The following is a 25626-nucleotide window of genomic DNA, read 5'->3' on the forward strand; positions in this document are numbered from 1 at the left end:
AAACACTCGGCACATCCGAGTTTTGGGCCTTTTTGCACAGGAGGCGTTGTAATGGAACAGTTACCAATCCTTCCTTTGCGTGGAGTCGTCGTGTATCCGCTCATTGGCGTGACAATCGACGTAGGGCGCCCGCTCTCGTTACAGGCACTCCTTGCCGCAAAGGAACATGAGACAGATTTGATTGTCGTGACACAAAAAGAGACAGGCAAAGAATCACCTGAACCAGAGGACCTATATGCCATCGGGACACGCGTCCATATCGCCAAGATGAGCGAATTGTCGAACGATACGGTCCGCGTCCGCCTTGTCGGGAAAGAGCGCGTCAAAGTCAACTCGATCGAAGAGACGAAGGATGGCTGGTTCGCCGACGTCGAGCCGCTCGAACTCGTCGAAGGAGAAGAAGTCGAACGGACGGCACTTGTACGACTACTGAAAGAACAATTTGGTAAGCTCGTCGGGTCAATCAAAGGATTGTCACCGGATGAGCGGCGTCGTTTCGAAATGTATGAGCGGCTCGAGTCGTTGACCGATTACATCGCTTCAAAACTCGATGTTGACGTCGATATCCGCCAAGCGATGCTTGAAGAAGCGGATGCGGTCAAGCGCGGCTTAGAGCTGCTCGAGATTATGACGCATGAAGTCGAAATCATCGAGCTTGAGCAAGAGCTGCGCGAGCGAACGAAGAAGACGATCGAGCAGGCACAAAAAGAATACTATTTACGCGAGCAGATGAAGACGATTCAGCAAGAGCTCGGCGACCAGACGCAAGAGTCCGAGCCGAACCGTCTTCGTGAGAAACTCGAGGCACTCGAGTTGCCTGAGACGACACGGAAGAACGTCATGCGCGAAGCCGAGCGGTTGAACGTCGTCCCGGCGACGTCACCAGAGTATGCGGTCATCCGCAACTACCTCGACTGGATCGCCTCGCTCCCGTGGGGCATCGAGACGGAAGATAAACTCGATGTCAAACACGCGGCCGATGTGTTAGATGACGACCATTATGGTCTCGAATCGGTCAAAGACCGAATCCTTGAGTACTTGGCGGTCCGTCAATTGACGAACTCGCTCCGCGGACCAATCCTTTGTCTCGCCGGACCTCCAGGGGTGGGGAAGACGTCGCTCGCCCGATCAATCGCCTCGGCGCTCGAGCGTCACTTCGTCCGCGTCTCGCTCGGCGGCGTGCGCGATGAGGCCGAGATTCGTGGTCATCGCCGCACGTATATCGGGGCGATGCCAGGCCGCATCATCCGCGGCTTGAAACAGGCCGAAAGCAAGAACCCGGTGTTCTTGCTCGATGAGATTGACAAGATGGCGTCCGATTTCCGGGGCGACCCGGCATCGGCCATGCTCGAAGTGCTCGATCCAGAACAAAACGTCTCGTTCTCGGACCATTATATCGAAGAACCGTTCGACTTATCGAACGTGCTCTTTATCGCGACAGCGAACGACGTCTCGCAAATCCCGGCGCCACTTCTCGATCGGATGGAACTCATCCAAATCGGCGGCTACACGGAACTCGAGAAAGTCGAGATCGCCAAGCGTCACTTGGTACCGAAGCAGTATAAAGAGCACGGCTTGAAGAAGAGCCAGCTCACGATTAAAGAAGATGCACTTTACGAAGTCGTTCGCCGCTATACGCGTGAGGCCGGCGTCCGAAACTTGGAACGTGTGATCGGTTCGCTTTGCCGGAAAGCGGCGAAGCAAATCGCCATCGGCGAGAAGAAACGCGTCACCGTCTCATTGAAGAGCCTCGGCGACTACCTCGGGAAACCGAAATACCGCTACGGCAAAGGTGAGACGGAAGACTCGATTGGGGCCGTCACCGGACTCGCCTACACGGCGTTCGGGGGCGACACGCTCACGATTGAAGTGGCGCTTGCACCTGGTAAGGGCAAGCTGCAATTGACGGGGAAACTCGGTGACGTCATGCAAGAATCAGCGCAGACGGCGTATAGTTATGTCCGTTCGAACGCAGAACGGTTCGGGATTGACCCGACGTTCTATGAACGCCAAGACGTGCATATCCACGTTCCGGAAGGTGCCGTCCCGAAAGACGGGCCATCAGCCGGCATTACCATCGCGACGGCGCTCATCTCGGCGTTGACCGGTACGAAAGTCCGCCGTGATATCGGGATGACCGGAGAAATCACGCTCCGTGGCCGCGTCCTGCCAATCGGCGGCTTGAAAGAGAAAGCGCTCGCCGCACACCGTGCCGGCTTGACGACGATCGTCATTCCGAAAGACAATGAACGTGACATCGATGACATTCAAGACACCGTCCGTGAGAAATTGACGTTCGTCCCGGTCACGACGCTCGATCAAGTATTAGAAGTAGCATTTGGAGGAAACTAATGAAAATCACTAAAGCAGAATTTGTCACGAGTGCCGTCGCACCGGACCATTACCCGATTCACGAGTTGCCGGAAGTCGCACTCGCCGGCCGTTCGAACGTCGGGAAATCGTCATTCATCAACAAGATTTGTCAGCGGAAAGCACTCGCGCGGACATCTTCAAAACCTGGGAAGACGCAGACGCTGAACTTCTTCAACATCAACGATGAGATCATGTTCGTCGACGTCCCGGGCTACGGCTACGCGAAAGTGTCGAAGACGGAGCGCGAGAAGTGGGGCGTCATGATGGAGCAGTACTTGACGTTACAGAGCGCGCTTCGCGGCGTCGTCCTCTTAGTCGATATCCGTCATGAGCCGACGGGTGACGACGTGACGATGTACAATTTCTTGAAGCATTATGAGATCCCGGTCATCGTCGTGGCGACGAAGCTCGATAAAATCAAGAAGGCGCAACGTCAAAAACACGAGGCGGCCGTCAAACGGAAGCTTCAGTTCGAGTCGACGGACCGGTTCGTCGCTTTCTCGGCAGAGACGGCAGAAGGAAAAGACGAAGCGTGGAAAGCGATTTATGAGTTATTGTCACAAGACGAAGATTGAGTAGACGAGGGGATCCCTCGTCTTTTTTGTTTTCGGGGTTACGCGAGCGGGTAAGTATCGTATAATTGTGTAATACATAAGACAAGTTCATAAAGAACGAGGTGGAAAGATGCAAATCATGTTTCAGAACAAATGGTACCGCTTCTTATTTTGGACACTGACGATTTTCTTGGTCATCTTGGTCGGCACGGAAATCTCTTTTGTGTTCGAGCCGATCCAAGTCATTTTGGCGCTCGTCACGGTACCGCTTATCATTGCCGGACTTTTCTTTTATTTTTTGGTCGGGATCGTCGACTTTTTAGAGAAGCGGATGGAAGGCAAACGTCCGCTTGCCGTCGGCATCACACTTGGAGGACTCGTGCTGATTTTTACGCTCGTCTTCAGCGTTCTCGGACCTGTATTAGGCGAACAAATCTCATCACTCGTCAATGCGTTGCCGAGCATCGCTAAAGAGTTGCAGGTGCAGGCGTTCGCGGTCCGGGACTCGCTCATGCAAAACGAGTTCTTGTCACGCTTCGTCGCCGAGAACGACGACATGTTCACCGAATTCACGAACAATGTCACGACGTACCTCGGAGATATCTTTGGGAATATCGCCTCATCGCTCGGCCAATTCGTCGGCTTTATCACCTCGGCCGTCATCACCATCGTCGTCATCCCGTTCATGCTATTGTATATGCTTTTGGACGGAAAACGTCTCCCAGACTCAATTGTGAAGTTACTCCCGTCAAGCTATGAAACGGAGACACGTAAAATTCTGCATGATATGCACATGACAGTTCAAAACTATGTGCACGCGCAGTTGATTGTGGCGTTCTTCGTCGGAATCACATCGCTCATCGGGTTATGGATTATCGGCCTGGACTACGCGATTTTGCTCGCGCTGTTCATGATGGTGACGAACATCATCCCGTACGTCGGACCGTTCCTCGGTGCGGCACCGGCCGTCGTCGTCGCCTTCATCCAAGATCCGATTAAAGTACTCTGGGTCATCGTTGTCATCATTATCGTCCAACAGATCGAATCGAACGTGATTTCACCGCTCATCCAAGGCAAGTCGCTCAAGGTACACCCGCTGACGATCATCATCGTCTTGCTCGTCGCCGGGAACTTGGCCGGAATTATCGGGATGCTCATTGCGGTTCCATTCTATGCGGTGGCAAAAGTCGTCGTGAAAAATATTGTTCGCATCTATAAACTGAGGGAGCGGAAGCATTACCTCGAAGTGGAAGAAGAAGAGAAACATGAGAGTCCAATCATCACCGATCCGTCCTCTCTGAAATGATTGAACAAGTAGAAATGGTCTCTGTGTCCGTTTCTACTTTTTTCTGTCACAGAAAGTTCTTAAATTATTTCACTAAAATCGAACAGAAGATTATAGTTCCTAAATAAAAATTGTTATAATGTACGGTAGAGATGTAAAAGAAGAGACAACCGTCGGTGGATTTTGGGATGAGGGGAAGAGGTACATGCATATTGTCGTCGTTGGACTAAATAACAAGACAGCCCCTGTCGCGATTCGGGAGCAGTTCTCGTTTGGGGAGCAAGAAATCGTGGATGCGATGATTGCACTTCGCGAAGAGAAGAGCATATTTGAATCGGTTATTTTGTCGACTTGTAACCGAACGGAGCTTTACGTCGTCACAGACCAGCTCCATACGGGTCGTTATTATACAAAACGTTTTTTAGCGAATTGGTTTGATTTAGAGATGGACCAATTCACCCCTTATTTGTCGATTCGTGAAGGAGAAGAGGCGATTCGCCACTTGTTCCGTGTCACGTCTGGACTCGATTCGATGATCATCGGGGAAACACAGATTTTAGGACAAGTGAAATCGAGCTTCTTCCGCGCCCAAGAGAACGGGACGACGGGAACGGTGTTCAATAAACTGTTCAAAGAGGCCGTGACGCTCGCCAAACGCGCCCATACCGACACGCAAATTGGGGAAATGTCGGTATCGGTCAGCTCGGCGGCCGTCGCGCTCGCCCAAGAGATGTATTCGTCGCTCGACGACAAACAAGTCGTCGTCGTCGGTGCCGGTGAGACAGGCGAGTTGACGACGCTCAATTTGTTCGAGGCCGGTGCGAAACAAATCGCCGTCTTCAACCGGACCGAGAGTAAAGCGAAAGCGGTCGCTGACAAGTTCAAGGGTCGGGCCCATTCGATTCGCGAGATTGCCTGCGGACTTTTAGACGCCGATATTTTAATCAGCTCGACCGGTGCCAAAGAAGCGGTCATCGCCTATGATGACGTTGCCGCCGCGCAACTGCTTCGCCGGGAACGTCCATTGTTATTAATCGACATTGCCGTGCCGCGAGATATCGATCCAGCGGTCCGGGCGCTTCCAGGCGTCCACTTGTTCGATGTGGATGACTTGAACGGCATCGTCAATAAAAACTTGGCGGCCCGTCTAATTGAAGCTGAAAAGATTGAAATCAAAATCGATGAGGCGATTCAAGAGTTCCAAACGTGGCTCGTCACGCTCGGCGTCGTCCCGATTATGAACGAATTGCGTGCCCGTGCGCTCCACATTCAAGAAGAGACGATGGAAAGCCTCGAGCGCAAGCTCGATCATCTGTCGGACCGCGACAAAAAAGTCATCGGCAAGCACATGAAGTCAATCATCAACCAGATGCTTCGTGAACCGATCGACTATATCAAAGACGCCGCCGCGCAACCAGATGCGAACACACGCATCAATCAGTTCGTCGAGACGTTCGGCCTTAATGTCGACGTTCCAGATGCCGAACCGGAGACGGAAGAAGCCGAAGCTATGTCAGCGAAAGCACCACTCCGCGCTTTGATGCGCTAATACAAAACAAAAAAGGCGGCGGATCTCGTCGTCTTTTTCTATGAAGGGGATATGGACTATGCGTAAAATTATCGTCGGCTCACGCCGCTCACAACTTGCGATGACACAGACGAAATGGGTCATCGACCAATTGAAGAAAGCTGGGGCTCAAAACGAGTTCGAAATCAAGGAAATCGTGACGAAAGGGGACCAAATCGTTGACGTGCAACTATCAAAAGTCGGCGGTAAAGGGTTGTTCGTCAAAGAGATCCAGCAACAGATGCTCGCCGGCGACATTGATTTCGCAGTCCACAGCATGAAAGACGTCCCGGCCGAGTTGCCGGAAGAGCTCTTTATCAGCTGCATGCCGAAACGTGTCGACGCGCGTGATGTGCTCATTTGTGAGAACGGCTATACGCTCGAGACGCTCCCGGAAGGTGCCGTCATCGGGACGAGCTCGCTTCGTCGTGGTGCCCAGATGCTCGCCGCCCGCCCGGACTTCGAGATTCAATGGATCCGTGGCAACATCGACACGCGCCTCAAAAAACTCGAGACGGAAAACTTCAACGCCATCTTGCTTGCCAAAGCCGGGCTCGAACGGATGGGTTGGACGGACCGCGTCGACTTCGAAGCGCTTGACGCCGACATGATGGTCCCGGCCGTCGGACAAGGTGTGCTCGCCATCGAAAGTCGGAAGGACGACGCTGAAGTGACGGCGATTCTGCAACTCCTGCATGACGACGTGACGGCGAAAGCCGCGACAGCGGAGCGGACGTTCCTCAAGGCGATCGAAGGCAGCTGCCACGTACCGGTCGGCGGTTATGCGACGGTCGACGGGGACGACGTGACGCTCACAGGCCTCATCGCCTCGGTCGACGGTAAAGAAGTGCTCCGCGTGACGAAGACGTCGTCAGACGCGGTCGCACTCGGGAAAGACGTAGCAGACGATTTGCTCGGACGCGGCGGGCGCGACATTCTCGCCTCGGTCAATGCGTGACGTCTGGTACACAGGGACAAAACGACTGACCGCTTCGCAGCGAGCCCGGCTCACTGCGAGCGGTCTTTCCGTTCATCACGTCCCGCTCATCGAGACGAGATTGACGCACAACCAGATGCCGATCAGCCGATTCGATTGGCTCGTCGTGACGAGCCAGACGGCGGTACCGGCGCTTTGTGACGTCCCGCGTGACGTCAAAGTCGCGGCCGTCGGCGAGAAAACGAAACAAGCACTCGAGGCCGTTGGATTCACCGTCGCGCTCATGCCGGAAACGTTTACGGGCGAGGCGTTGTTCCATGACCTTGCAACTGTCGTAAAGTCAGACGAGGTCGTCCTGTTCGCCCGGGGCGACTTGGCGAACACGGACCATATGAAACAACTCGATAACGTCCACGACTGGATCGTCTATGAGACGATCGGCCGTGAACTGACGGAGATGGAAGTCAAGGCGCTCGAAGGAATCGAGGCGCTCCTCGTCCTCAGCCCGTCCGCCGTCCACGCGCTCACGCCGTACCTCGACCATTTCCACGGGACGTGGTACGCCATCGGTGAAGTAACCGAGCGCGCTGTACGGGAAGTGTCGACGTTACCGGTCCGAGTGCCTGAGTGTTATACTATGGATGCATTAATACAGTGTATAGGGGAGGATTTTTCATGAACCAGTTTGACCGTCACCGTCGCCTTCGTTCCTCGAAGTCGATGCGTGCACTCGTACGTGAAAATCATGTTCGGAAAGAAGATTTGATTTACCCGCTCTTCATCATCGAAGGGACAGACATTAAACGTGAGGTCAGCTCGATGCCTGGCGTCTTCAACTTCTCGCTCGACCGTCTTGAGGACGAAATCAACGAGATCGTCGACCTCGGCATTCAATCGGTGCTCTTGTTCGGCGTGCCGGAACATAAAGACCCGGAAGGTAGCGAGGCCTATCATGACCACGGCATCGTCCAAGAAGCGATCCGTAAAGTGAAAGAGTGGGCGCCACAGCTCACGGTCATCGCCGACACATGCCTCTGTGAATACACGTCGACGGGCCACTGCGGCATCGTGAAGAACGGTGACGTCGATAACGACGCGTCATTACCGCTTCACGTCCAGACGGCCATCACGCAAGCGCAAGCCGGCGCTGACATCATCGCGCCGAGCTCGATGATGGACGGCTTCGTCGCCGCGATCCGTGAAGGGCTCGACCAAAACGGATTCAACCATATCCCAATTATGAGTTACGGCGTCAAGTACGCATCGGCGTACTACGGACCGTTCCGTGACGCGGCCCAATCGGCACCTGGTGAAGGTGACCGCAAAGGCTATCAGATGGACCCGGCCAACCGCCGTGAAGCGTTCCGTGAATCACAATCGGACGTCGAGCAAGGCGCCGACTTCATGATCGTCAAACCGGCGCTCGCGTTCATGGACATCATCCGGGACATGCGCGACTCGCTCGATATGCCGATCGTGGCGTATAACGTGAGCGGAGAGTACGCCATGGTCAAAGCGGCTGCGTTGAACGACTGGGTCGATGAAGAGCGGATCGTCATGGAGACGATGGTCGGCTTCAAACGGGCCGGTGCGGACCTCATCGTCACGTATTTCGCAAAAGACGTCTGTCGCTATTTGGAAGGAGACTATTCATGACCTATAAACAAACACGCTCAGAAGCGGCGTTCGAACAAGCACGTCCGCTCATGCCGGGCGGGGTGAATAGCCCGGTCCGTGCCTATAAATCTGTCGGCATGACGCCAATCTTCGCTGAACGCGGTGAAGGCTCACGCGTCTACGACGTCGATGGCAACGAATATATCGACTACGTCCTCTCATGGGGACCACTCATCCTCGGCCACCGTGACCCGGTCGTCACGAAGGCGATTCAAGAACAAGCCGAGAAAGGCTGGACGTTCGGGACGCCGACCGAGCTTGAGACGAAAATGGCCGAGCTCGTCATCGAGCGCGTCCCATCGATCGAGATGGTGCGCATGGTCAACTCGGGTACGGAAGCGACGATGGCGGCACTTCGCCTCGCACGCGGGTACACGGGCAAGACGAAAATCTTGAAGTTCGAAGGTTGCTACCACGGTCACGGCGACTCGCTCCTCATCAAGGCCGGTTCAGGCGTCGCAACGCTCGGTCTACCGGACTCACCGGGCGTGCCGAAAGACTTGGCGAGCCAGACGCTCACGGTGCCGTATAACGATTTGGATGCCCTCCGCGTCGCGTTCGAAAAGTTCGGCGACGATATCGCTGGTGTCATCGTCGAACCGGCGGCCGGCAACATGGGCTTCGTGCCCCCGCAACCGGGATTCCTCGAAGGACTCCGCGAGATCACGGAACAGTACGGCGCGCTTCTCATCTTTGACGAGGTCATGACCGGATTCCGGGTCGGCTATAACTGTGCCCAAGGCTACTTCGGCGTGACGCCGGACTTGACGTGCCTCGGGAAAGTCATCGGCGGCGGCCTTCCGGTCGGTGCCTACGGCGGGAAACGCGAGATCATGGAACAAATCGCGCCGCAAGGGCCGATTTACCAGGCCGGGACGCTCTCAGGGAACCCGCTCGCGATGATCGCCGGCTACACGACGCTGTCTCAACTCAAGCCTGAGCACTACGCCGAGTTCGAACGCAAAGCGGACCGCCTCGCCGAAGGCTACACGAAAGCGGCCGAGAAGTATAACATCCCGCATGACACGAACCGGGCCGGCTCGATGTTCGGGTTCTTCTTCACGAACGAGAAAGTGACGAACTTCGAGAAAGCGAAGACGGCGAACCTCGACTTGTTCCGTGCTTACTATCAGAAGATGGCGGCGCGCGGCGTGTTCTTGCCACCGTCACAGTTCGAAGGCTTGTTCCTCTCGACCGTTCACACGGACGAAGATATCGACTTGACGCTCGCAGCGGTCGACGCGACATTCAAAGAGCTGCAACAAGAGTTTTCATTGTAATCTTGACGGAAACAGCTTCTGTCGCTACAATTGTTTAACAGATACGAACAAAAGCTACGATGAGGAATAGTACGCCAACAACATCCTTTTTCAGAGACGCGGCCGCTTGGTGCGAGGCCGCGAAGGATGGTGCGGAAGTCGCCTCGGAGCTGACCTTTTGAACGAAGTAGGAAGGTCCGGTCCATCGACCGTTATTCGATTTTGAGGGCGCCACATGTGGCGAACTAAGGTGGTACCGCGGAAGATACGGCTTCTTTCGTCCTTAGCGTTAAGGACGAGAGTAGCCGTTTTTTTGTCCACATTACTAGAGGAGGTTGGGCATATGGCCAACGAGACAAACGAAATCACCATGCCGACGAAGTACGATCCAAGTGCGACGGAAGCGAAATGGTATGACTACTGGTTAGAGAACGACGTATTCAAAGCAGACGAGGACGATTCAAAACAGCCGTACACGATCGTCATCCCACCACCGAACGTCACGGGGAAACTTCACCTCGGACACGCATGGGACACGACGCTCCAAGATTTATTGACGCGCCTCAAGCGCATGCAAGGCTATGACGTCCTCTGGCTCCCAGGGATGGACCATGCCGGGATCGCGACGCAGGCGAAAGTCGAACAGAAACTCCGTGAGGACGGCATCATGCGTTACGACCTCGGACGCGAGAAGTTCCTCGAGAAAACGTGGGAATGGAAAGACGAGTACGCCGACACGATCCGGGCCCAATGGTCAAAACTTGGCCTCGGTCTCGATTATTCGCGTGAGCGCTTCACGCTCGACGAAGGGCTCTCGAAAGCGGTCCAGGAAGTGTTCGTCCGTCTCTATGAGAAAGGCTTGATTTACCGCGGCGAGTATATCGTCAACTGGGACCCGGCGCAAAAGACGGCCGTCTCCGATATCGAAGTCATCTACCAAGAAGTCGAAGGCGCGTTCTACCACATGAAGTACCCGCTCGCTGACGGCTCGGGCCACATCGAAATCGCGACGACACGTCCAGAGACAATGCTCGGTGATACGGCCGTTGCCGTCAACCCGAAAGATGAGCGCTATGCGCACCTCGTCGGCAAGACGATCATGCTTCCGGTCATGAACCGTGAGATCCCGATCGTTGCTGACGACTACGTCGACATGGAGTTCGGTACAGGTTGCGTCAAGATCACACCGGCGCACGACCCGAACGACTTCGAGATCGGGAACCGCCACGAGCTCCCGCGCATCCTCGTCATGGACGAAGGCGGCAAGATGAACGAGAACGCCGGCAAGTACGAAGGGCTCGACCGCTTCGAATGCCGCAAGCAACTCGTGAAAGATTTAGAAGCGGACGGCACGCTCGTCAAAATCGAGCCGCACACGCACTCGGTCGGTCACTCGGAACGTTCAGGCGCGGTCATCGAGCCGTATCTTTCGAAGCAGTGGTTCGTCGACATGGAGCCGCTCGCGAAAGCAGCGCTCGAAGCGCAAGGACATGACGATACGAAAGTCAACTTCGTCCCAGAACGGTTCGAAGGCACATACCTCCGTTGGATGGAAAACATCCGCGATTGGTGTATCAGCCGTCAACTCTGGTGGGGGCACCGCATCCCGGCTTGGTACCACAATGAGACAGGTGAGATTTATGTAGGCAAAGAAGCGCCGGCGGACAGTGAGAACTGGCATCAAGACGAAGACGTGCTCGACACGTGGTTTTCGTCGGCGCTCTGGCCGTTCTCGACGATGGGCTGGCCGGACACGGATTCAGCAGACTTCAAACGTTACTTCCCGACGAGCGCGCTCGTCACGGGTTATGACATCATCTTCTTCTGGGTATCGCGCATGATTTTCCAATCGCTCGAGTTCACAGGGAAGCAACCGTTCAACGACGTGCTCATCCACGGTCTCATCCGCGACTCGGAAGGCCGCAAGATGTCGAAATCGCTCGGAAACGGCGTCGACCCGATGGAAGTCATCGACCAATACGGCGCGGACTCGCTCCGCTGGTTCCTCCTCACAGGATCGACACCAGGGAACGACCTTCGCTTCTACTGGGAGAAGATCGAGTCGACATGGAACTTCGCGAACAAGATTTGGAACGCGAGCCGTTTCGCCCTCATGAACATGGACGGCATGAAGTACGAAGATATCGACCTATCAGGTGAGAAGACGCTCGCCGACAAGTGGATTTTGACTCGCTTGAACGACACGATCGACCAAGTGACGCGTCTCGTCGACAAATACGAGTTCGGCGAAGCCGGTCGTTACTTGTACAACTTCATCTGGGAAGAGTTCTGTAACTGGTACATCGAGATGGCGAAACTCACGCTCTACGGTGAGGACGAGGCGGCGAAAGCGACGACACGTTCAGTGCTCGCGTATACGCTCGACTCGATCATGCGTCTTATGCATCCGTTCATGCCGTTCCTCACCGAGGAAATCTGGCAGCACTTGCCGCACGAAGGCGATTCGATCGTCCGTGCGAGCTACCCGACACGTCGCGACGAGCTCCACTTCGCGGACTCGGTACCAGCGTTTGAAGCAGTCATGAACGTCATCCGTTCGGTCCGTAACATCCGCTCGGAAGTGAACGCCCCGATGTCGAAACCGATTCAGCTCTTCATCTCGACGTCGGATGAGGCGACACAAGGTTACTTGAGCGCGAACGAGACGACGATTGGCAAGTTTACGAACGCGACCGAGCTCGAAATCGGACGCGGCTTGACGGCTCCTGATAAGTCGATGTCGGCCATCATGACGGGTGCGGAGCTGTTCATCCCGCTCGCCGACCTCATCAACTTTGAAGAAGAGATCGCCCGTCTTGAGAAAGAAGTGGCGAAGTACGAGAAGGAAGTCGAGCGCGTTCAGAAGAAACTCGGCAACCCAGGCTTCACAGGCAAGGCACCGGCTCACGTCATCGACGAAGAGAAGGCGAAAGAGAAAGACTACCTCGACAAGCGTGACGCAGTCCGTGCGCGTTTGGAAGAGTTGCGTAAATAATGAATCAACCTTCTTTGGAGACTTGTTCTCCGAAGAAGGTTTTTTTGTCGTTTGGTGGAATGTTAGGGAGATAGACATGAAAAGGGGATATCAAATGAAACGAATCGGGGCAGCATGTGTTCTAACATTGGGATTAGTCGGGTGTACGACGCCAAAAGAGATGGAGTCTGTCGAAACTGTACAAGTGGAGGAAGTGAAAGAAGTAAAATCGATTGACGAATCGCCATTACCTCGTCAGGACGTGATAGGGACAACGATTACAGATGTACCAGCAGGAACTGAGCGGATCTCGGATGCGGTCGTGGCACAAATTACCATTCAATATGAAGATGGGTCTACGGGACATTTATCGAAGGATATGATTTTAACTGAAACGATGATCGGAGGAATCGGGTTGGTCGCGATGACCGTCCCGGATCGTGAGAATCCATTCGGCGTATTTATTTACGATCGAGAGGGCGAGTGGGGCCAGCGTGGAATGCAGCGGTTTGGTATGCCACAATCATCAACGGCAGTTGCCCATGGATTAGACTTTCCAGTAAAAGAGATGAATGTGATTCACTCTGATTATTCAGGTGCGGATTGGCCGGTAATGCTTTGGACGTTATACGATGAAAAACGACTCATCAGCATCATTTCGACAGACGATTTTAGTGAAGTCGAAGGGGAGATGTCCGATCAACCGAAGCGATATGTATTGGACCAGTCATATGGGAACGGTTTATATTATCTGTCTCAAGGTCGATTGATCATTGTAACAGGAAATATCTCAGAAGAAGAGTTGCTGACGTTGGCTGATTCTCTCCCAAAACCTTCATCTGTGTCTTTTCCATTCGTCGATTCTAAATAAAATCACGACCCGAGCGTCGATAGAGACATTCGGGTCGTTTGTTGAAGGAAATCGTCGTGCGGCAAATCCGGTGCCGGTCAAATGAGATTGAATCTGTTGACTCGTCAATAATAAATATAAATTGTAAACGATGAAAACTGACAAACTCATTATAGTCATCAGGGGCAAGATGGTCATTTTCATTTTGTTTCACTCCATTCAAGCTCGTTCAAAAGTTTCATAAATTGAACGAACGACACACCTAAGAAGAAAGCGGGCATCGTCCAGACCCAGTTACTGAGAAACGGTCCTTGCCAGAGCTCAAGCGAAATCATGCAAGCAAAACCTAAGGAAACGACTGAGGCGAGTAAGCGGGTTTATAAAACCTCCAAACAGATTTTGTCTATGCTACGTGGCGAATCGCAAAAAAGTTCCTACAAAAAACCATCCCGCAAAAGCGAGATGGTTCATGTGCCGCAAAACGTCTGATACGGATACGTCCGTGGTGGTCCGGGTGAGACGTAGCGTCCGTAGTCGGCTTCATAGTCATACGGGTTTCGCAATACGTCGAGCAAGGCATGGGTCGGTTCAAAGTCACCGCGTTCGGCTGCCGTGATGGCGGCCTCGACATGATGATTGCGCGGGATGACGGCCGGGTTGTGCTGACGCATGAGCCGGATGACGTCCTCATCAGGAAGACCTTGTTCATTGAGACGTTTCCGCCAAGCGGCGAGCCACGCCTTGCCGTCATCTCGATTGGCGAAAGCGAGCGCATCCGTATCGCCGAGCGTGAGCGCGCGGAACGTGTTCGTGAAGTCGGCCTCGGTTTCCATCATGAGTCGTAACAATTCGTCCGTCAGTGTGTCGTCTTCGTCTTTACGGACGTAGAGTCCGATTTTATGGGCGAGACCGGTGAAGTAGGCGTCTTTGTACGTCTCCGTGTAGTCGTTCAACAGCTTGTTGGCGATATCGACGGCAGCTTCATGCGTGTCGGCGAGGAGCGGGAGCAATGTCTCGGCCAGGCGGGCCAAGTTCCACGACCCGATATACGGCTGGTTCGCGTAGGCGTAGCGTCCCTCGCGGTCAATCGAGCTGAAGACGGTGTTTGGATGATACGTGTCCATGAACGCACACGGGCCATAATCGAGTCCTTCACCGCTGATGAACGTGTTATCCGTGTTCATGACGCCGTGGATGAATCCGATGAGTTGCCAGTTCGCGATCAGTTTCGCCTGCCGGGTGATGACGCGGCCGAGGAACTGTTCATAGCGATCTGGTAGCCCTTTAAGGTCGGGGTCGTGGCGCTGGATCGCATAATCGGCGAGCGCAACGACGTCGTCGATCGAGCCAGCTGCAGCGGCGTATTGGAACGTGCCGACCCGGATGTGACTTGAGGCGACGCGCGTCAACACGGCCCCATGCTTCGGACCTTGGCGCATAATCGGCTCACCGGTCGTGACGACGGCGAGCGCTCGGTTCGTCGGGATGCCGAGCGCGTGCATCGCCTCACTGATGAGAAATTCGCGCACCATCGGCCCGACGGCGGCCCGTCCATCGCCGCCTCTTGAATACGCGGTCGGACCAGAGCCTTTCAATTGTACGTCGAAACGTTTTCCGTTCGGGGCGACGTATTCCCCGAGCATGAGCGCCCGTCCGTCCCCGAGCATCGTGAAGTGACCGAACTGGTGGCCGGCATATGCTTGCGAGAACGAAGTGGACGTCTGTTCATTGCCCGCTAACAAAGCGACATCGTCTCGTAGCGTCAATCTATTTAAGCCGAGTGTGTCGGCAAGTGGTTCATTCAATAGAACGAGTTGTGGAGAAGCAACCGGATGAACCGGTCCTCGATTGTAAAACAACTCGCGAAGCTCGAGATAGGTTGCTTCAAAGTTCCAATCTGAGGTTGACATATGGATTCCTCCTATCTTGATTCGCTTTGAGTATAGCACAACCGATTCTTTCTCTTAGAGTCCGACGATTTTTGGTAAGATGGAACAGAAGTGTAAATACAGGAGTGAGTGAACATGTTGACGAGACAAGATGTGTTGGGTTGGTTAAATGGACAGTTGCGATTTGGGATCAAACCGGGACTTGAGCGGGTCGCCTGGATGCTTGAGGCGTTAGGGATCGAAGAGTTGCCATCGGTCCATGTCGCAGGAACGAACGGAAAAGGGTCGACCGTCGCCTTTTTGCGGGCGATGGGAATGGCGCAAGGATTACGCGTCGGGACGTTCATCTCGCCATACATCATCCAGTTCGAGGAGCGGATCATGTTGAACGGAGAACCGATCCGGGAAGAAGACCTCGTCCGTATCGCCAACCGCGTGCGTGACTGTGCGGCTTCATCACCGGAGACGTTGACCGAGTTCGAACTGCTGACGGTCATGGCGTGGCTGTATTTCCATGAGCAACAGCCCGACCTTGTCATTTGGGAAGTCGGCCTTGGCGGTCGTCTCGATTCGACGAACGTGTTGAAGCGTCCGCTCGCGACGGTCGTGACATCGATCGGGCACGATCATCAAGGGATTCTCGGCGACACGCTCGAAGAGATCGCCATGGAGAAGTTCGGCATCATGAAGTCGGGCGTGCCGATGTTCCATAGTCTGACAGATGAGCGGTTGATTGATTTGCTCGTACGAAAAGGGAAAGACATGAACGCACCGATCCGGGACGTCACGCCGCTTGTGATGGCCATCGAGGACGGGATTGAAACGGTCGTCACGTATGAAGGGATGTCTGCGGTGACGCTCGGTTTGACGGGGCACCACCAGGCCTACAACGGGGCGTGTGCGGTCGCGGTCGCGCGTCAGCTCGAATGGTCTGAGAAAGCGATACGAATCGGTCTCAAGCGAGCGCAACATCCAGGACGTTATGAGCTCGTTTCAACAGAACCGCGCATCATTTTGGATGGAGCCCATAATCCGGAAGGGATTGCCGCTTTAGTTGAACAGTTAAAACTTGAACAGGACGTGACCGTGCTTGCTGCGATTCTAGAAGATAAGGACAGAGTCGCGATGGTCAATTCGCTACAGGAGGTCGGACACGTACACGAGACGACGTTCGATTTTCCGAGGGCGCGGATGAAGGGACGTTTGGTTGAGGACGGGGCTGACTACGTCGAGTGGAAGGAATGGCTTCTGGATTGGCTAGAGAAGCCACAAACAAGCACGTTAGTTGTCACGGGCTCACTTTATTTCATTAGTGAAGTGAGAGCATATTGGACTAAAACCATTTACCTATAATGGAAGAAATTGATGTATATTTTTTGAAGACGGTGGGATAATTAAGAGTAAACATTAAATCCGGGGAGGACTTCACGTTGCGTAGAATTATACATTCCATCATCGTACTCGTTCTACTATTTTCCTTCATCCCTCAATCTAGTCAGGCTGAAGAAACTACAACACCGAAATATAAAGTCCTTTTTATACGAGATGCGTTCAGCACGAAGAACATAACGACAGAAACTGATTTAAATAAAGCGATTGATGAGTACGCGAAATCGGTATTCGGTAGCGGGGGCGTCCCTTCTAAATTAAGTATCGATTTTATGACAGTCAAACAGTTAAACGCGATGCGATTCCCGATGGATGGGGCTTACGATGCAATTGTATTTGGAAGTAGCCCGTTATCGGTGAATCAGAAATATCAACTTAAATTAGCTGATATTAATAAGATTCACTTAAAGGATAAGGCAGGAAGAGCCTTAGAACATAACACGACATCTTATTTTAACGATTTGACGAATTTAAAATTTAAAGAAATTGAAGATTACTATGTAAAAGTCGGCTTGCCAGTGTTATTACATGCAGATGTAACATCTGGTGGGACGAATGTTTCCCGATTGGCGAATTTCAAAGAGTATTCTAATGTACAAATTATGCCTAGTGAACAAGAAATCGCAACAGCTCTTAAAGCTCAAACGAGTGTTCGACCTTTGTTAAAAACTGTTTCTGTCACATATGATGGAAAAGCAATGGTCAATAATACAGTAGAAATTCTAAACAATATACGTAAACCGTTTCAATTTAATTATGAATTTGAGAAACCGCCTTTAGCTAGTACAATTGTAGAACTTTATATTGATTTCAATCATAACGATCGATTTGAAATCGGAAATGAGACCAACAAAAACACGAGTGAAAAAGTGAGCGAACAAATTGCATCAAATAAAAACAGTCTAGAATTTGCTCTATCTCAACCTACATTTACGGGGCCTAAGAACTGGATGGTAGTCGCGAAAGATACAGTCACAGGACGCACGGATTATAAAAAAGGTACGTTTATGTATATTGATAAAAAAGTAGAAGCGAACATTCTTCAACTGACTGCAAAAGACGGCACAACTGGTGAACTCTCTTCTGTTTTATCTAAAGATGAACTGGATAGTACCCATTACAAATTTACTTTGCATAATGGTACAACTAATCAATTTATAAAAGGTAACTTTGACACAGGATTAAAAGATAATATTTATGACATGCTCATTTTCGGATTTCAAGATTCATACAATGTGCATGGTTCAATGGATATAGCTTCTACGAGCAAGGTGAAAAAATTTGCAGAAACTGGTCAGGGCGTCATGTTAACCCATGACATGATTTTCCGTTCTGGCGGAGGAACTTCGCCTACATCGAATTGGGAAAGACAGTTTATTGATGCTGGTTCTATCTCAAACAATGTTTCCGGACAAAAGTATTACACAAATATGGGACAAAACGCTCCGGAAGAAACTCAAATTGCTGATAAAGTACAAGACGGTATTTTAACGTCGTACCCGTATTTGTTAAACGACGCCCCTAAAAATATTGCAAAAACCCATAATCAATATTTCACACTTGATTTAAATGATCCCGATGTGACGCCATGGTACAATTTGTCCTCAGACAAGACAAGTCCAAATCGTTCTTATGGCGATGCCAATAATCATTACTATATGTATACGAAAAACAATTTTACTTACTCTGGAGCCGGACATACTGATTTTCAGAAAAACTTGCCAAATAAAGAAGATGAGAAAAAAATTCTCATCAACACGATGTACCGTGCTTTCATTGGAGCAAATCATAAGCCGTACAACGTGCTTGAATCTGTAAGCGATCAGATTGATTCATTTGACCAGAACGCTATCAAGAATGGGACTGCCAAAGTATCCTCTGGCCAAGATGTTAAAATTCTTTGGCGACCTGGTGATTACGATTTTCAGGACAAGACACTCACATCGATCGTAACTTATAATGGGAAGTCCGTCACATACTCAAACGTACGAAATTTCGAAATGCAAGAACTGGTTATCCCAAAGGAGTTAGTTATTGCGAACAAACCCATTGATGTGACGATTATGACAACTGACAAACGGGGAGCAAGCGTAACAGACCGTTTTACCATTAACGTGAAAAAAGCGGCCGACACCACAAAACTCGTCAATGTGTCACGTAGCGTAGACTCATCGACCATTAGCTTATATGAAACAGGGAAAATCACTTACACGATTCAGTATCCTAAAATGTTTGATCCGTTGGCAACCCAAAAAGATGAGAAGTTTCTTCGGATCAATTCAGCTGATTTTAAAGAAGTGCTACCTGCTGAGTTCGAAATCGTCTCCATTCAGACGCCTGACGGTAACGTGATCGAACCAAAAGATCGACAAATTATTGATATGACATTTAATCCGAATCTCTATTACCAATTCAAAAACGAAGAAAACATTCTTATTGGAGACCAAACGACTTTCAAGTTTGAAGTAATGGTTCGAGCGAAACAACCGACCGCTTCACTTGTGAAGTTTGCGAAGGAAAACAACGAATTAATTTCAACGATTGAGTCCCCTATTGAAAGTACGGATCAACTAAACCCTAACGCGGCGTGGCAACAAGAGACGTCTATTTCTTCGAGGTTTGCCGACCTACTTCTCAGCGTTGGTCCACCTTTTGCCCACACAGCGTCTATTCCGAATGTGACTTTACAAGTAGGAGCGCAACAAGTAGTGGTTCCAGTCATCCGGGATAAAAAAGGTGATGTGTTTTCGAATCCGAAATGGAACAGTTTAAAATGGGAAATTGTTGATTCAGAAGGTGTGGCTACGATTTCGAGTAGCGGTACTAACGCGATTATTAGGGGAGAAAAGTCCGGACTGAAAACAATTCGATTAACCGTTAATCCTGGAGATAATCAAGCTATAATTATAGCAGAGTCAACGCTTCGGATAGTCAGTCCTGCCGAATCGATTTCTGTCGCTGACCAAACACTTTATGTCGGACAAAAAGCAACCGTTAAGCCGATTGTTTTGCCGGCGACTGCTCAATTCGAGACCGTTAAGGTAGAAACGATGTCTGGTGAGAGCGTCACGTATACAATGACAGAAAACGGCATCGAACTCGTCGGTTTAAAGCCCGGTTCGACGAAATTGAAAGTCACAGTCGTCCCAGGAAACATTTTCAATGGTTTAAATGTATTCGTGCCAACCACTACATTTGAAGTAAAAGTGATGTCACCGACGTTGACACAGTCACCGACTCAGCTTGATTTATGGGCTTGGAATACAGATGCTTTGAACGCTGATCGAACATCAAAACGCATCAATGAAGAAGCATTGATTTCGGTTACCATCTCACCGGCTGTCGCAGAAGCGTATCGATTAGCTAATTCGCTTCCTTCCGCTATAACGGTGAATCAAACCACTAATGGTTTCATCTTGCGCGCGAACGAAGGCTATGGTACAGATGGGGTCGTTACTCCGATTAATCTTCAATCGACATTCGTAAATGATTTGTTGAAAGATGTACGTTCTAATTCAACTATCGTGCGTGTCAATGAATATCCAGCGCGTCTCATCGCTAACGATATGACAATTGATTTGGGAAGAACAACGGCTACTAGTACGCCTTCACTTGATTTTTGGCCAATGACGTCGACATGGCGAGATTATCGAATGGAAGTCATTTCAGGTAGTGCTTATGTGAAAGTAGATAGTAGCGGAAAAAATCTCATTCCGTTAAAACCAGGCGTAGCAAAAGTTGACGTCTTTACGACCATACCTGCCGGAAAACCATTCGATGCGGTAAAAGATACGTTTTATGTCCGTGTCATTCAAACGAATGAGAGTGGACAAGACGACGACCGTTATTAACCTTTAATAAAGAGAGTTGACTAACATATGAAACGAAAGCAATGGCTGGCCTTTGCCTTCATTATTTTCCTTGCAACGGTGATCTGGTTTATTTATGGACAAATGCATGCTACGAATCGAGATTTGTCTACTTTGACCGGCACGACATTACTTGAGGCCGTTCAAGCAAAACCACGTCTCGACGAGGCAGAGGTAGATGATTTGCAAGCACGTGCTGAATGGTCGGCGGTCGAACTGGCCCTATCTCAACAAAAGTTCGATCCGACAGCCAGACAAATGGCAATCGCTGCATCCACTGGTCCACTAACGACTGTCGCTGCCTATTTGCAACAAGGAATTTCACCCTTTGAGTTAGTGGATGGCGTCCCAGCTTTGGCTTCCGTATTTAATGAAAATGGAGATCCTGAAAAATGGCAAGGTGTTCTTGAACTGGTTGAAGACGAGCGGCTCATCCAGCTGACGGTAGATGAATTAAATCTTGAGGCGACGAAGCAACTGTTTGCCAAAGGATATACAGTACCTGATGAAGAGCAGATAACGATTCTTTTGCAACCAATTCGTCATAACCAAGTGGAGTTGACTCAGTTGCTTCTTGAACATGGTGCCGTCTGGTCGCCGATTCATGACGAGACGGCACGTGCATATGGATCGGATTTAATACTAAAGATGAAACGTTAAAACAAGCTTCTCCGATTATTTCGGAGAAGCTTGTTTTTAATCGATTTGCACCGGTTGACTAACAAAAAACTGCAATTGATTTGTCACCGGTAATGTATTTAATTGATTGAATACGGAATCATTGTACGTCAACTTTAATCGGGATGAATCTGGGTGGTGAAGAGGTACTTGTGTATCAAAGTATTGAGTTGGTGACAATCCTTTCACTTCAGAAAATTCGCCGCGAAAAACGTTTAATTCTAAAGGCCCACGACTATATAGTCCACCATTGATTTTTTGCACGGATCCAACTGAATAGACGTACGTTTTATCAATAGAATCGCTATAAAGAAACGCTTGTAACAATGTCGGCGTTTGTTCGAATGCGTTGATACGATTAAGTAACAACTTTCCCTTAGCCAATAAAATTAGAGAACTCGCTTCGTCAGCGGTACCGACTGGTAAAATGTTTGCTCGGTCAATGAATGTATCACCAAGAGTGTAAACGGTTGAAGCGAAAGCCACGTTTCCCTTGATGGTCAAGTTGCCGTTGATGATGAGCGGTCTCTCAATTTTTAAATTGCCTAGAGATTCAATCGTCACGTTGCCGTCAAAAAGAAGCGGTGTGTTTGCCTCAGTGATTGATTCAGTCAAATACATCGTCTGATTCTCTAGTGAGTCTGGTAATTGAATAATGCTCGTGTCACTTAATTGATTGTATCGTGAAGAGTCTAGATAGCTTGTTGGCTTTGTTAGAATTGACGCTCCATCATCACTCAGGACTTGAGACATTTCAAACACATTTTTTATTTTAGGAATGGAAGGGGCTGAAAAAATCGTCTCAGAAACATTGCCTCCAAATGGTAGTTTGACAGCTACATGCCGGTTTACGTATTCGATAATAGAATAGTCATATTGGAATGATGAGAATTGACTCGGAGTCGGTCCGGCATCTGGAAGTTCGTTCGCCTGACCGACATCATCGGTAAAATAATTTGCTTCGGTACAAGTCAAACAGTTGTCGAGCGTTGGAATATCGATACGACCGTCTAAAAAGAATCGGGCTGATGTTAAATTTTCTAGTTGATTTGCTTGACCGTCTAGTTGATAGTTCGCGTCACGATTAAGCGTAAGTGGACCTGCAGAGTAAATATTCCCTTTCACTTTTGGCATACCGTTTACCGTCAACTGTTTATCGGAACCAAGAACGTAGTACAAGAAAGAGGGCAGGGCCGTCAAATACAAATCTTGCGTATATTCGACCGATAGTTGCGGTTGTTCTGGATTCAGCTGACGACTTGCAGTGACGTTCACTTGCAAAATCTTCGTAAACGGTGCAGTGTCGAGCAAATTGGCGTCCGAACTTTCTTTCAACTGAATCGAGTAGCTGACCTGGCTATCGCTCTCGCTAGGGAGACCGAGAAACGGTTCATTTGAAACGAGCGTTCCTTGAATCGCGTCGTTGAAGGCAGACTCCGATTGCATATGGGCCGGCACATCGTTCGAATCATGAAGGGGGAAACGATTTCGAACGTCCGCCGCAATCAGGTTGAGGGCACTTTTCGCGTCTTCGTTCAGTTGCGTATCTTCCGTCCGGATGACCGTCAGTTTGTTCGTGACCAAGTTCACTTGCATGGCAGCGAGCGATAAGACGGCGAGCGCGGCCATCGTCACGAGGACGAGTACGAGGACGTAACCTTCTTCTCGTTTGTGCATAAAGGATGCCTCCTTTCTTCTCAAAATGGGATGGAGCTTTTAAACGTTTTGACGGAATCAGGATTTGCCTTTAACGAGAGGTTCATCTCAATCTCGATCAAGCCGCTCGTCATATAGCTCGGTCGCCGGGGGTCATAGACGGACTCGACCACTTTGATCGAAATCGTATCTATCAAGACGTTCGGATTGCTCGGCACGTATGAATCCGCAGATAAGTTCAAGCTAATCGGTTCATACCCCGCTTCTCGATAAATCATCCCGGTCGATGAGATTCGAGGTTCAGATAATTGATGGAATTGGTAAGTATCATTTATTTCGGTGACGGCATCGAATTCACTGCGGTTCACTTCTGATAAAATCGACGTGACTAAATAGTCCGCCTCACTCCGGAGCTCACTCGTTTCGTTCGTTAATTGAAAACCGAGCGTTCCTGAAATGAAGGCGGTGATGATGACACCGCTTAAAATCGAGGCGACGACGACCGTCACGAGGAGCTCGACTAACGTGAATCCTTCTGAGGCTTTACTGAACGAGCTCGCTTTCTGGAACAGCTGTTTCAGGGAACGGCTCACGTAACGATGCATTCGAAATCACTCCTTTCAACGTGACAGGTGTTCGGAGTCGGTCGGTCGTCACGGAAATTTTGACTTCGAGTGTCGTGGATGGCATGGGTGACAATTGGGTGATGGTCGCGACGTATGTCTCACCATGAATCCGGTAGTCGGAGCAAAAATCACAATTTGAGCTCTCGCCGTTTTGATTCAACAATTTGTTCAATTGAAGTGGGTCTTGAACAGTCGAGGCTCGCCGGTCCAATGTATGGAGCGCATTTTGAGCAACTTGGTTGGCGATGGTCGTGCTCAGACTATCATTCGTCGTCTTCAAACTTTGGCTAAAGATGTTCAACAATGAGAATGAAACGATCGACAAAATGACAATCGACACGAGCACTTCGACGAGCGTGAAGCCTTCCTCAGACCGATGCACATCATTGACCTCCTTTTCAAATATAGTGAATAACTAGGAAAAAAGCGTATGATTACTTAAATAATTGTTAATTTACGTCCAATGCATATTATACTAAAGTTACAGTGTGAACGGATAGTAAATCGAAAGTCTCATTTTATATAGGGGGAATTGGAATGAAGCAATACGGGATGCATCTCTTGATCCTCGCAGGACTTGTGCTGCTCGTATCATTGCCGACGATCGGGCTGGTCAACTATCTCGATGCGTCTGCGAAAACGAGTGTTACATATAAAGATACACGGGTCGCCGGGGTGGACCTGTCTGGTATGACAAAACAAGAGGCAAACGTCCGGCTCGAGAATGCCATCGAAGACTTTACAAACGTCCCCTTCGTCGTGACCCTCATGGATGGGACGGCCATTGAAGTCGGAAAAGATGTTGTCTCGTACAATGTAGGTGACACGCTCGACGGGGTCTCCGAACCGGGAGACTATCCGCTCATCACCACGGTCGATGAGGAGCGATTAACGCCATACATCGAGAACCAACCGGTCACGCTCTCGATGGTGACACCGCCGCTCATCGAATCTGCCTCATCGCTCAATTCAGACGTCATCCTCGAGATGACGGCAACGGAGAGTGAGATTGTCGCTTCCATCGCAGTCAGTCCGACGCCGGCGATGCGTGCTGCGCTCGAGCGAATGAATGGGTTTGAAATGGAATCTGGGGATATCTTCAGCCTGAAGGCGTTCGGAGAAGATTTTGATGCGCTCAGTACGCTTGGGTCATCGTTGTATCAACTGTTTGCGGCAACGCCGTTCCAAATTTTAGAACGGGTACCGCATGAGACGCTGCCGGCCGGTATTGAACTCGGCTACGACGTCAACGTCGACGAACGCTCGAATTTCGCCGTGCAGAACACAGAACCGACGCCGTATGCGCTCATCGTGCTAGAAGAAGGGAATACGATGACGGTCCAATTGCTCGGCAAGACGTTTGTCGGTGCATACGAATCGCGCGTTGAACAAGTGACGAGCGTTCCGTACCAAAATATCGTCCGTTTCTCTCCGTCTCTCCCGGCCGGCAGTTCATCTGTGACCCAGTCCGGACAGACGGGAGAGTCCGGAAAACTGTATCGTGTCCGGATCACGGACTCCGGGGAGTCACTCGAATTGCTCGGATTTGATTTTTACGAGCCGATTCCAGAAATTGTGACGAAAAGCTCCGTCCCGCTCCCGCCACCTGAACCGATTGAACCCGTGATTCCAACTTTTCCGGACGAATCACTGGAAGACGACCCGTTTAATGACGATGTAGAGGATGACGGAATAAATGAGTTTGAAGAACAGCCACCGGTGTACGAAGATGAGCCGGTGCCTAGTGAGGAGGCAGTCGGATGATCGGTTATTTGATTTTGATCGTCTTTTGGGTACTTGCCACATTGACGATGTTCGCCTTATCCGTTCCCTACGTCCGGAAACGAGAGACGAAAGGCGTCATCTCGTTGGTCGTTGCCGTCCTCTCGCTCGGTGTGTACAGCCTTTACATAGAAGGACTCGAGCAAACATGGTGGGCATGGGGATTACTTGTCCTCGGTTTGGCCGGTGGCGCGACACTCAGTACGTTCGTCGAACAGCGAGACGTCGCACAGGAGGCACAACAGAGGATGGTGAAGTAAG

The 25626-nt window shown here is 50.7% G+C and carries 19 protein-coding genes and 1 other annotated feature; of the genes, 15 read left to right on the forward strand and 4 right to left on the reverse strand.

What is annotated here, in order from left to right; all coding sequences use genetic code 11:
* The first annotated feature begins 51 nt into the window (after positions 1-51).
* The 10 genes from lon to DPV68_RS05345 all read left to right on the forward strand — a co-directional run bounded on the left by lon (position 52) and on the right by DPV68_RS05345 (position 13497).
* Positions 52-2352, forward strand: coding sequence for an endopeptidase La (gene lon, locus DPV68_RS05300; RefSeq protein WP_114165759.1), 2301 nt, complete (start codon positions 52-54; stop codon positions 2350-2352).
* Entirely contained in the window at positions 2352-2948 is a 597-nt protein-coding gene (gene yihA / locus DPV68_RS05305) for a ribosome biogenesis GTP-binding protein YihA/YsxC (RefSeq protein WP_114165760.1), read from the forward strand. Before lon ends, yihA begins: the two co-directional genes overlap by 1 nt.
* 109 nt (positions 2949-3057) lie before the next feature.
* Positions 3058-4233 (forward strand): AI-2E family transporter, encoded by a 1176-nt coding sequence (locus DPV68_RS05310; protein ID WP_114165761.1) that lies wholly within the window; start codon positions 3058-3060, stop codon positions 4231-4233.
* A 184-nt stretch (positions 4234-4417) separates the two neighbouring features.
* The gene (hemA, locus tag DPV68_RS05315) at positions 4418-5761 is read left to right on the forward strand and encodes a glutamyl-tRNA reductase (protein ID WP_114165762.1); all 1344 of its coding nucleotides are present in this window, start codon (positions 4418-4420) and stop codon (positions 5759-5761) included.
* Between the two features lie 58 nt (positions 5762-5819).
* Complete coding sequence (gene hemC, locus DPV68_RS05320; RefSeq protein WP_114165763.1) at positions 5820-6737, forward strand: hydroxymethylbilane synthase; 918 nt, start codon at positions 5820-5822, stop codon at positions 6735-6737.
* Positions 6730-7395, forward strand: a complete 666-nt coding sequence (locus tag DPV68_RS05325; RefSeq protein ID WP_114165764.1) for a uroporphyrinogen-III synthase — start codon at positions 6730-6732, stop codon at positions 7393-7395. The genes hemC and DPV68_RS05325 overlap by 8 nt, the downstream gene beginning before the upstream one ends.
* Positions 7392-8372 carry a porphobilinogen synthase gene (hemB, locus tag DPV68_RS05330; protein ID WP_114165765.1) on the forward strand — a complete coding sequence of 327 codons (981 nt, stop codon included), beginning with the start codon at positions 7392-7394 and terminating at the stop codon, positions 8370-8372. The genes DPV68_RS05325 and hemB overlap by 4 nt, the downstream gene beginning before the upstream one ends.
* Positions 8369-9673: a glutamate-1-semialdehyde 2,1-aminomutase gene (hemL, locus tag DPV68_RS05335; RefSeq protein WP_114165766.1), complete on the forward strand. Its 1305-nt coding sequence runs from the start codon at positions 8369-8371 to the stop codon at positions 9671-9673. Before hemB ends, hemL begins: the two co-directional genes overlap by 4 nt.
* A 47-nt stretch (positions 9674-9720) precedes the next feature.
* Positions 9721-9940: a binding site (T-box leader), on the forward strand.
* A gap of 55 nt (positions 9941-9995) precedes the next feature.
* Positions 9996-12647 (forward strand): valine--tRNA ligase, encoded by a 2652-nt coding sequence (locus tag DPV68_RS05340; protein WP_114165767.1) that lies wholly within the window; start codon positions 9996-9998, stop codon positions 12645-12647.
* 94 nt (positions 12648-12741) lie between these two features.
* On the forward strand, positions 12742-13497 hold the full coding sequence (locus DPV68_RS05345; RefSeq protein WP_114165768.1) for a hypothetical protein: 756 nt from the start codon (positions 12742-12744) through the stop codon (positions 13495-13497).
* A 446-nt stretch (positions 13498-13943) separates the two neighbouring features.
* Here DPV68_RS05345 and DPV68_RS05350 read toward each other — a convergent pair whose 3' ends face one another.
* Positions 13944-15386, reverse strand: coding sequence for a protein adenylyltransferase SelO (locus tag DPV68_RS05350; RefSeq protein WP_114165769.1), 1443 nt, complete (start codon positions 15384-15386; stop codon positions 13944-13946).
* A 114-nt stretch (positions 15387-15500) separates the two neighbouring features.
* Between DPV68_RS05350 and DPV68_RS05355 the strand changes: the two genes are divergently transcribed.
* The 3 genes from DPV68_RS05355 (at position 15501) to DPV68_RS05365 (ending at position 21283) form a co-directional block, all read left to right on the forward strand.
* A complete protein-coding gene (locus DPV68_RS05355) occupies positions 15501-16718 on the forward strand; it encodes a bifunctional folylpolyglutamate synthase/dihydrofolate synthase (RefSeq protein WP_114165770.1) in 1218 nt (405 codons plus the stop codon).
* Positions 16719-16795: 77 nt separating this feature from the next.
* Entirely contained in the window at positions 16796-20605 is a 3810-nt protein-coding gene (locus tag DPV68_RS05360; protein ID WP_114165771.1) for a DUF5057 domain-containing protein, read from the forward strand.
* 27 nt (positions 20606-20632) lie between these two features.
* Positions 20633-21283, forward strand: a complete 651-nt coding sequence (locus DPV68_RS05365; RefSeq protein WP_114165772.1) for a hypothetical protein — start codon at positions 20633-20635, stop codon at positions 21281-21283.
* Positions 21284-21319: 36 nt separating this feature from the next.
* Here DPV68_RS05365 and DPV68_RS05370 read toward each other — a convergent pair whose 3' ends face one another.
* From DPV68_RS05370 to DPV68_RS05380, 3 genes are read right to left on the reverse strand one after another with little or no spacing between them, the layout of a single operon-like run.
* Positions 21320-22978 (reverse strand): hypothetical protein, encoded by a 1659-nt coding sequence (locus DPV68_RS05370; RefSeq protein WP_114165773.1) that lies wholly within the window; start codon positions 22976-22978, stop codon positions 21320-21322.
* 20 nt (positions 22979-22998) lie between these two features.
* Positions 22999-23562, reverse strand: coding sequence for a prepilin-type N-terminal cleavage/methylation domain-containing protein (locus tag DPV68_RS05375; RefSeq protein ID WP_114165774.1), 564 nt, complete (start codon positions 23560-23562; stop codon positions 22999-23001).
* Entirely contained in the window at positions 23501-23965 is a 465-nt protein-coding gene (locus DPV68_RS05380) for a prepilin-type N-terminal cleavage/methylation domain-containing protein (protein ID WP_114165775.1), read from the reverse strand. Before DPV68_RS05380 ends, DPV68_RS05375 begins: the two co-directional genes overlap by 62 nt.
* Positions 23966-24120: 155 nt before the next feature.
* Here DPV68_RS05380 and DPV68_RS05385 point away from each other — a divergent pair, with 155 nt between their 5' ends.
* Positions 24121-25347: a G5 domain-containing protein gene (locus DPV68_RS05385; RefSeq protein WP_198662246.1), complete on the forward strand. Its 1227-nt coding sequence runs from the start codon at positions 24121-24123 to the stop codon at positions 25345-25347.
* On the forward strand, positions 25344-25625 hold the full coding sequence (locus DPV68_RS05390; protein WP_114165776.1) for a hypothetical protein: 282 nt from the start codon (positions 25344-25346) through the stop codon (positions 25623-25625). Before DPV68_RS05385 ends, DPV68_RS05390 begins: the two co-directional genes overlap by 4 nt.
* The last annotated feature ends 1 nt before the right edge of the window (position 25626 follow it).

Source organism: Exiguobacterium sp. TNDT2 (genome assembly GCF_003331145.1).
GTDB lineage: Bacteria > Bacillota > Bacilli > Exiguobacteriales > Exiguobacteriaceae > Exiguobacterium.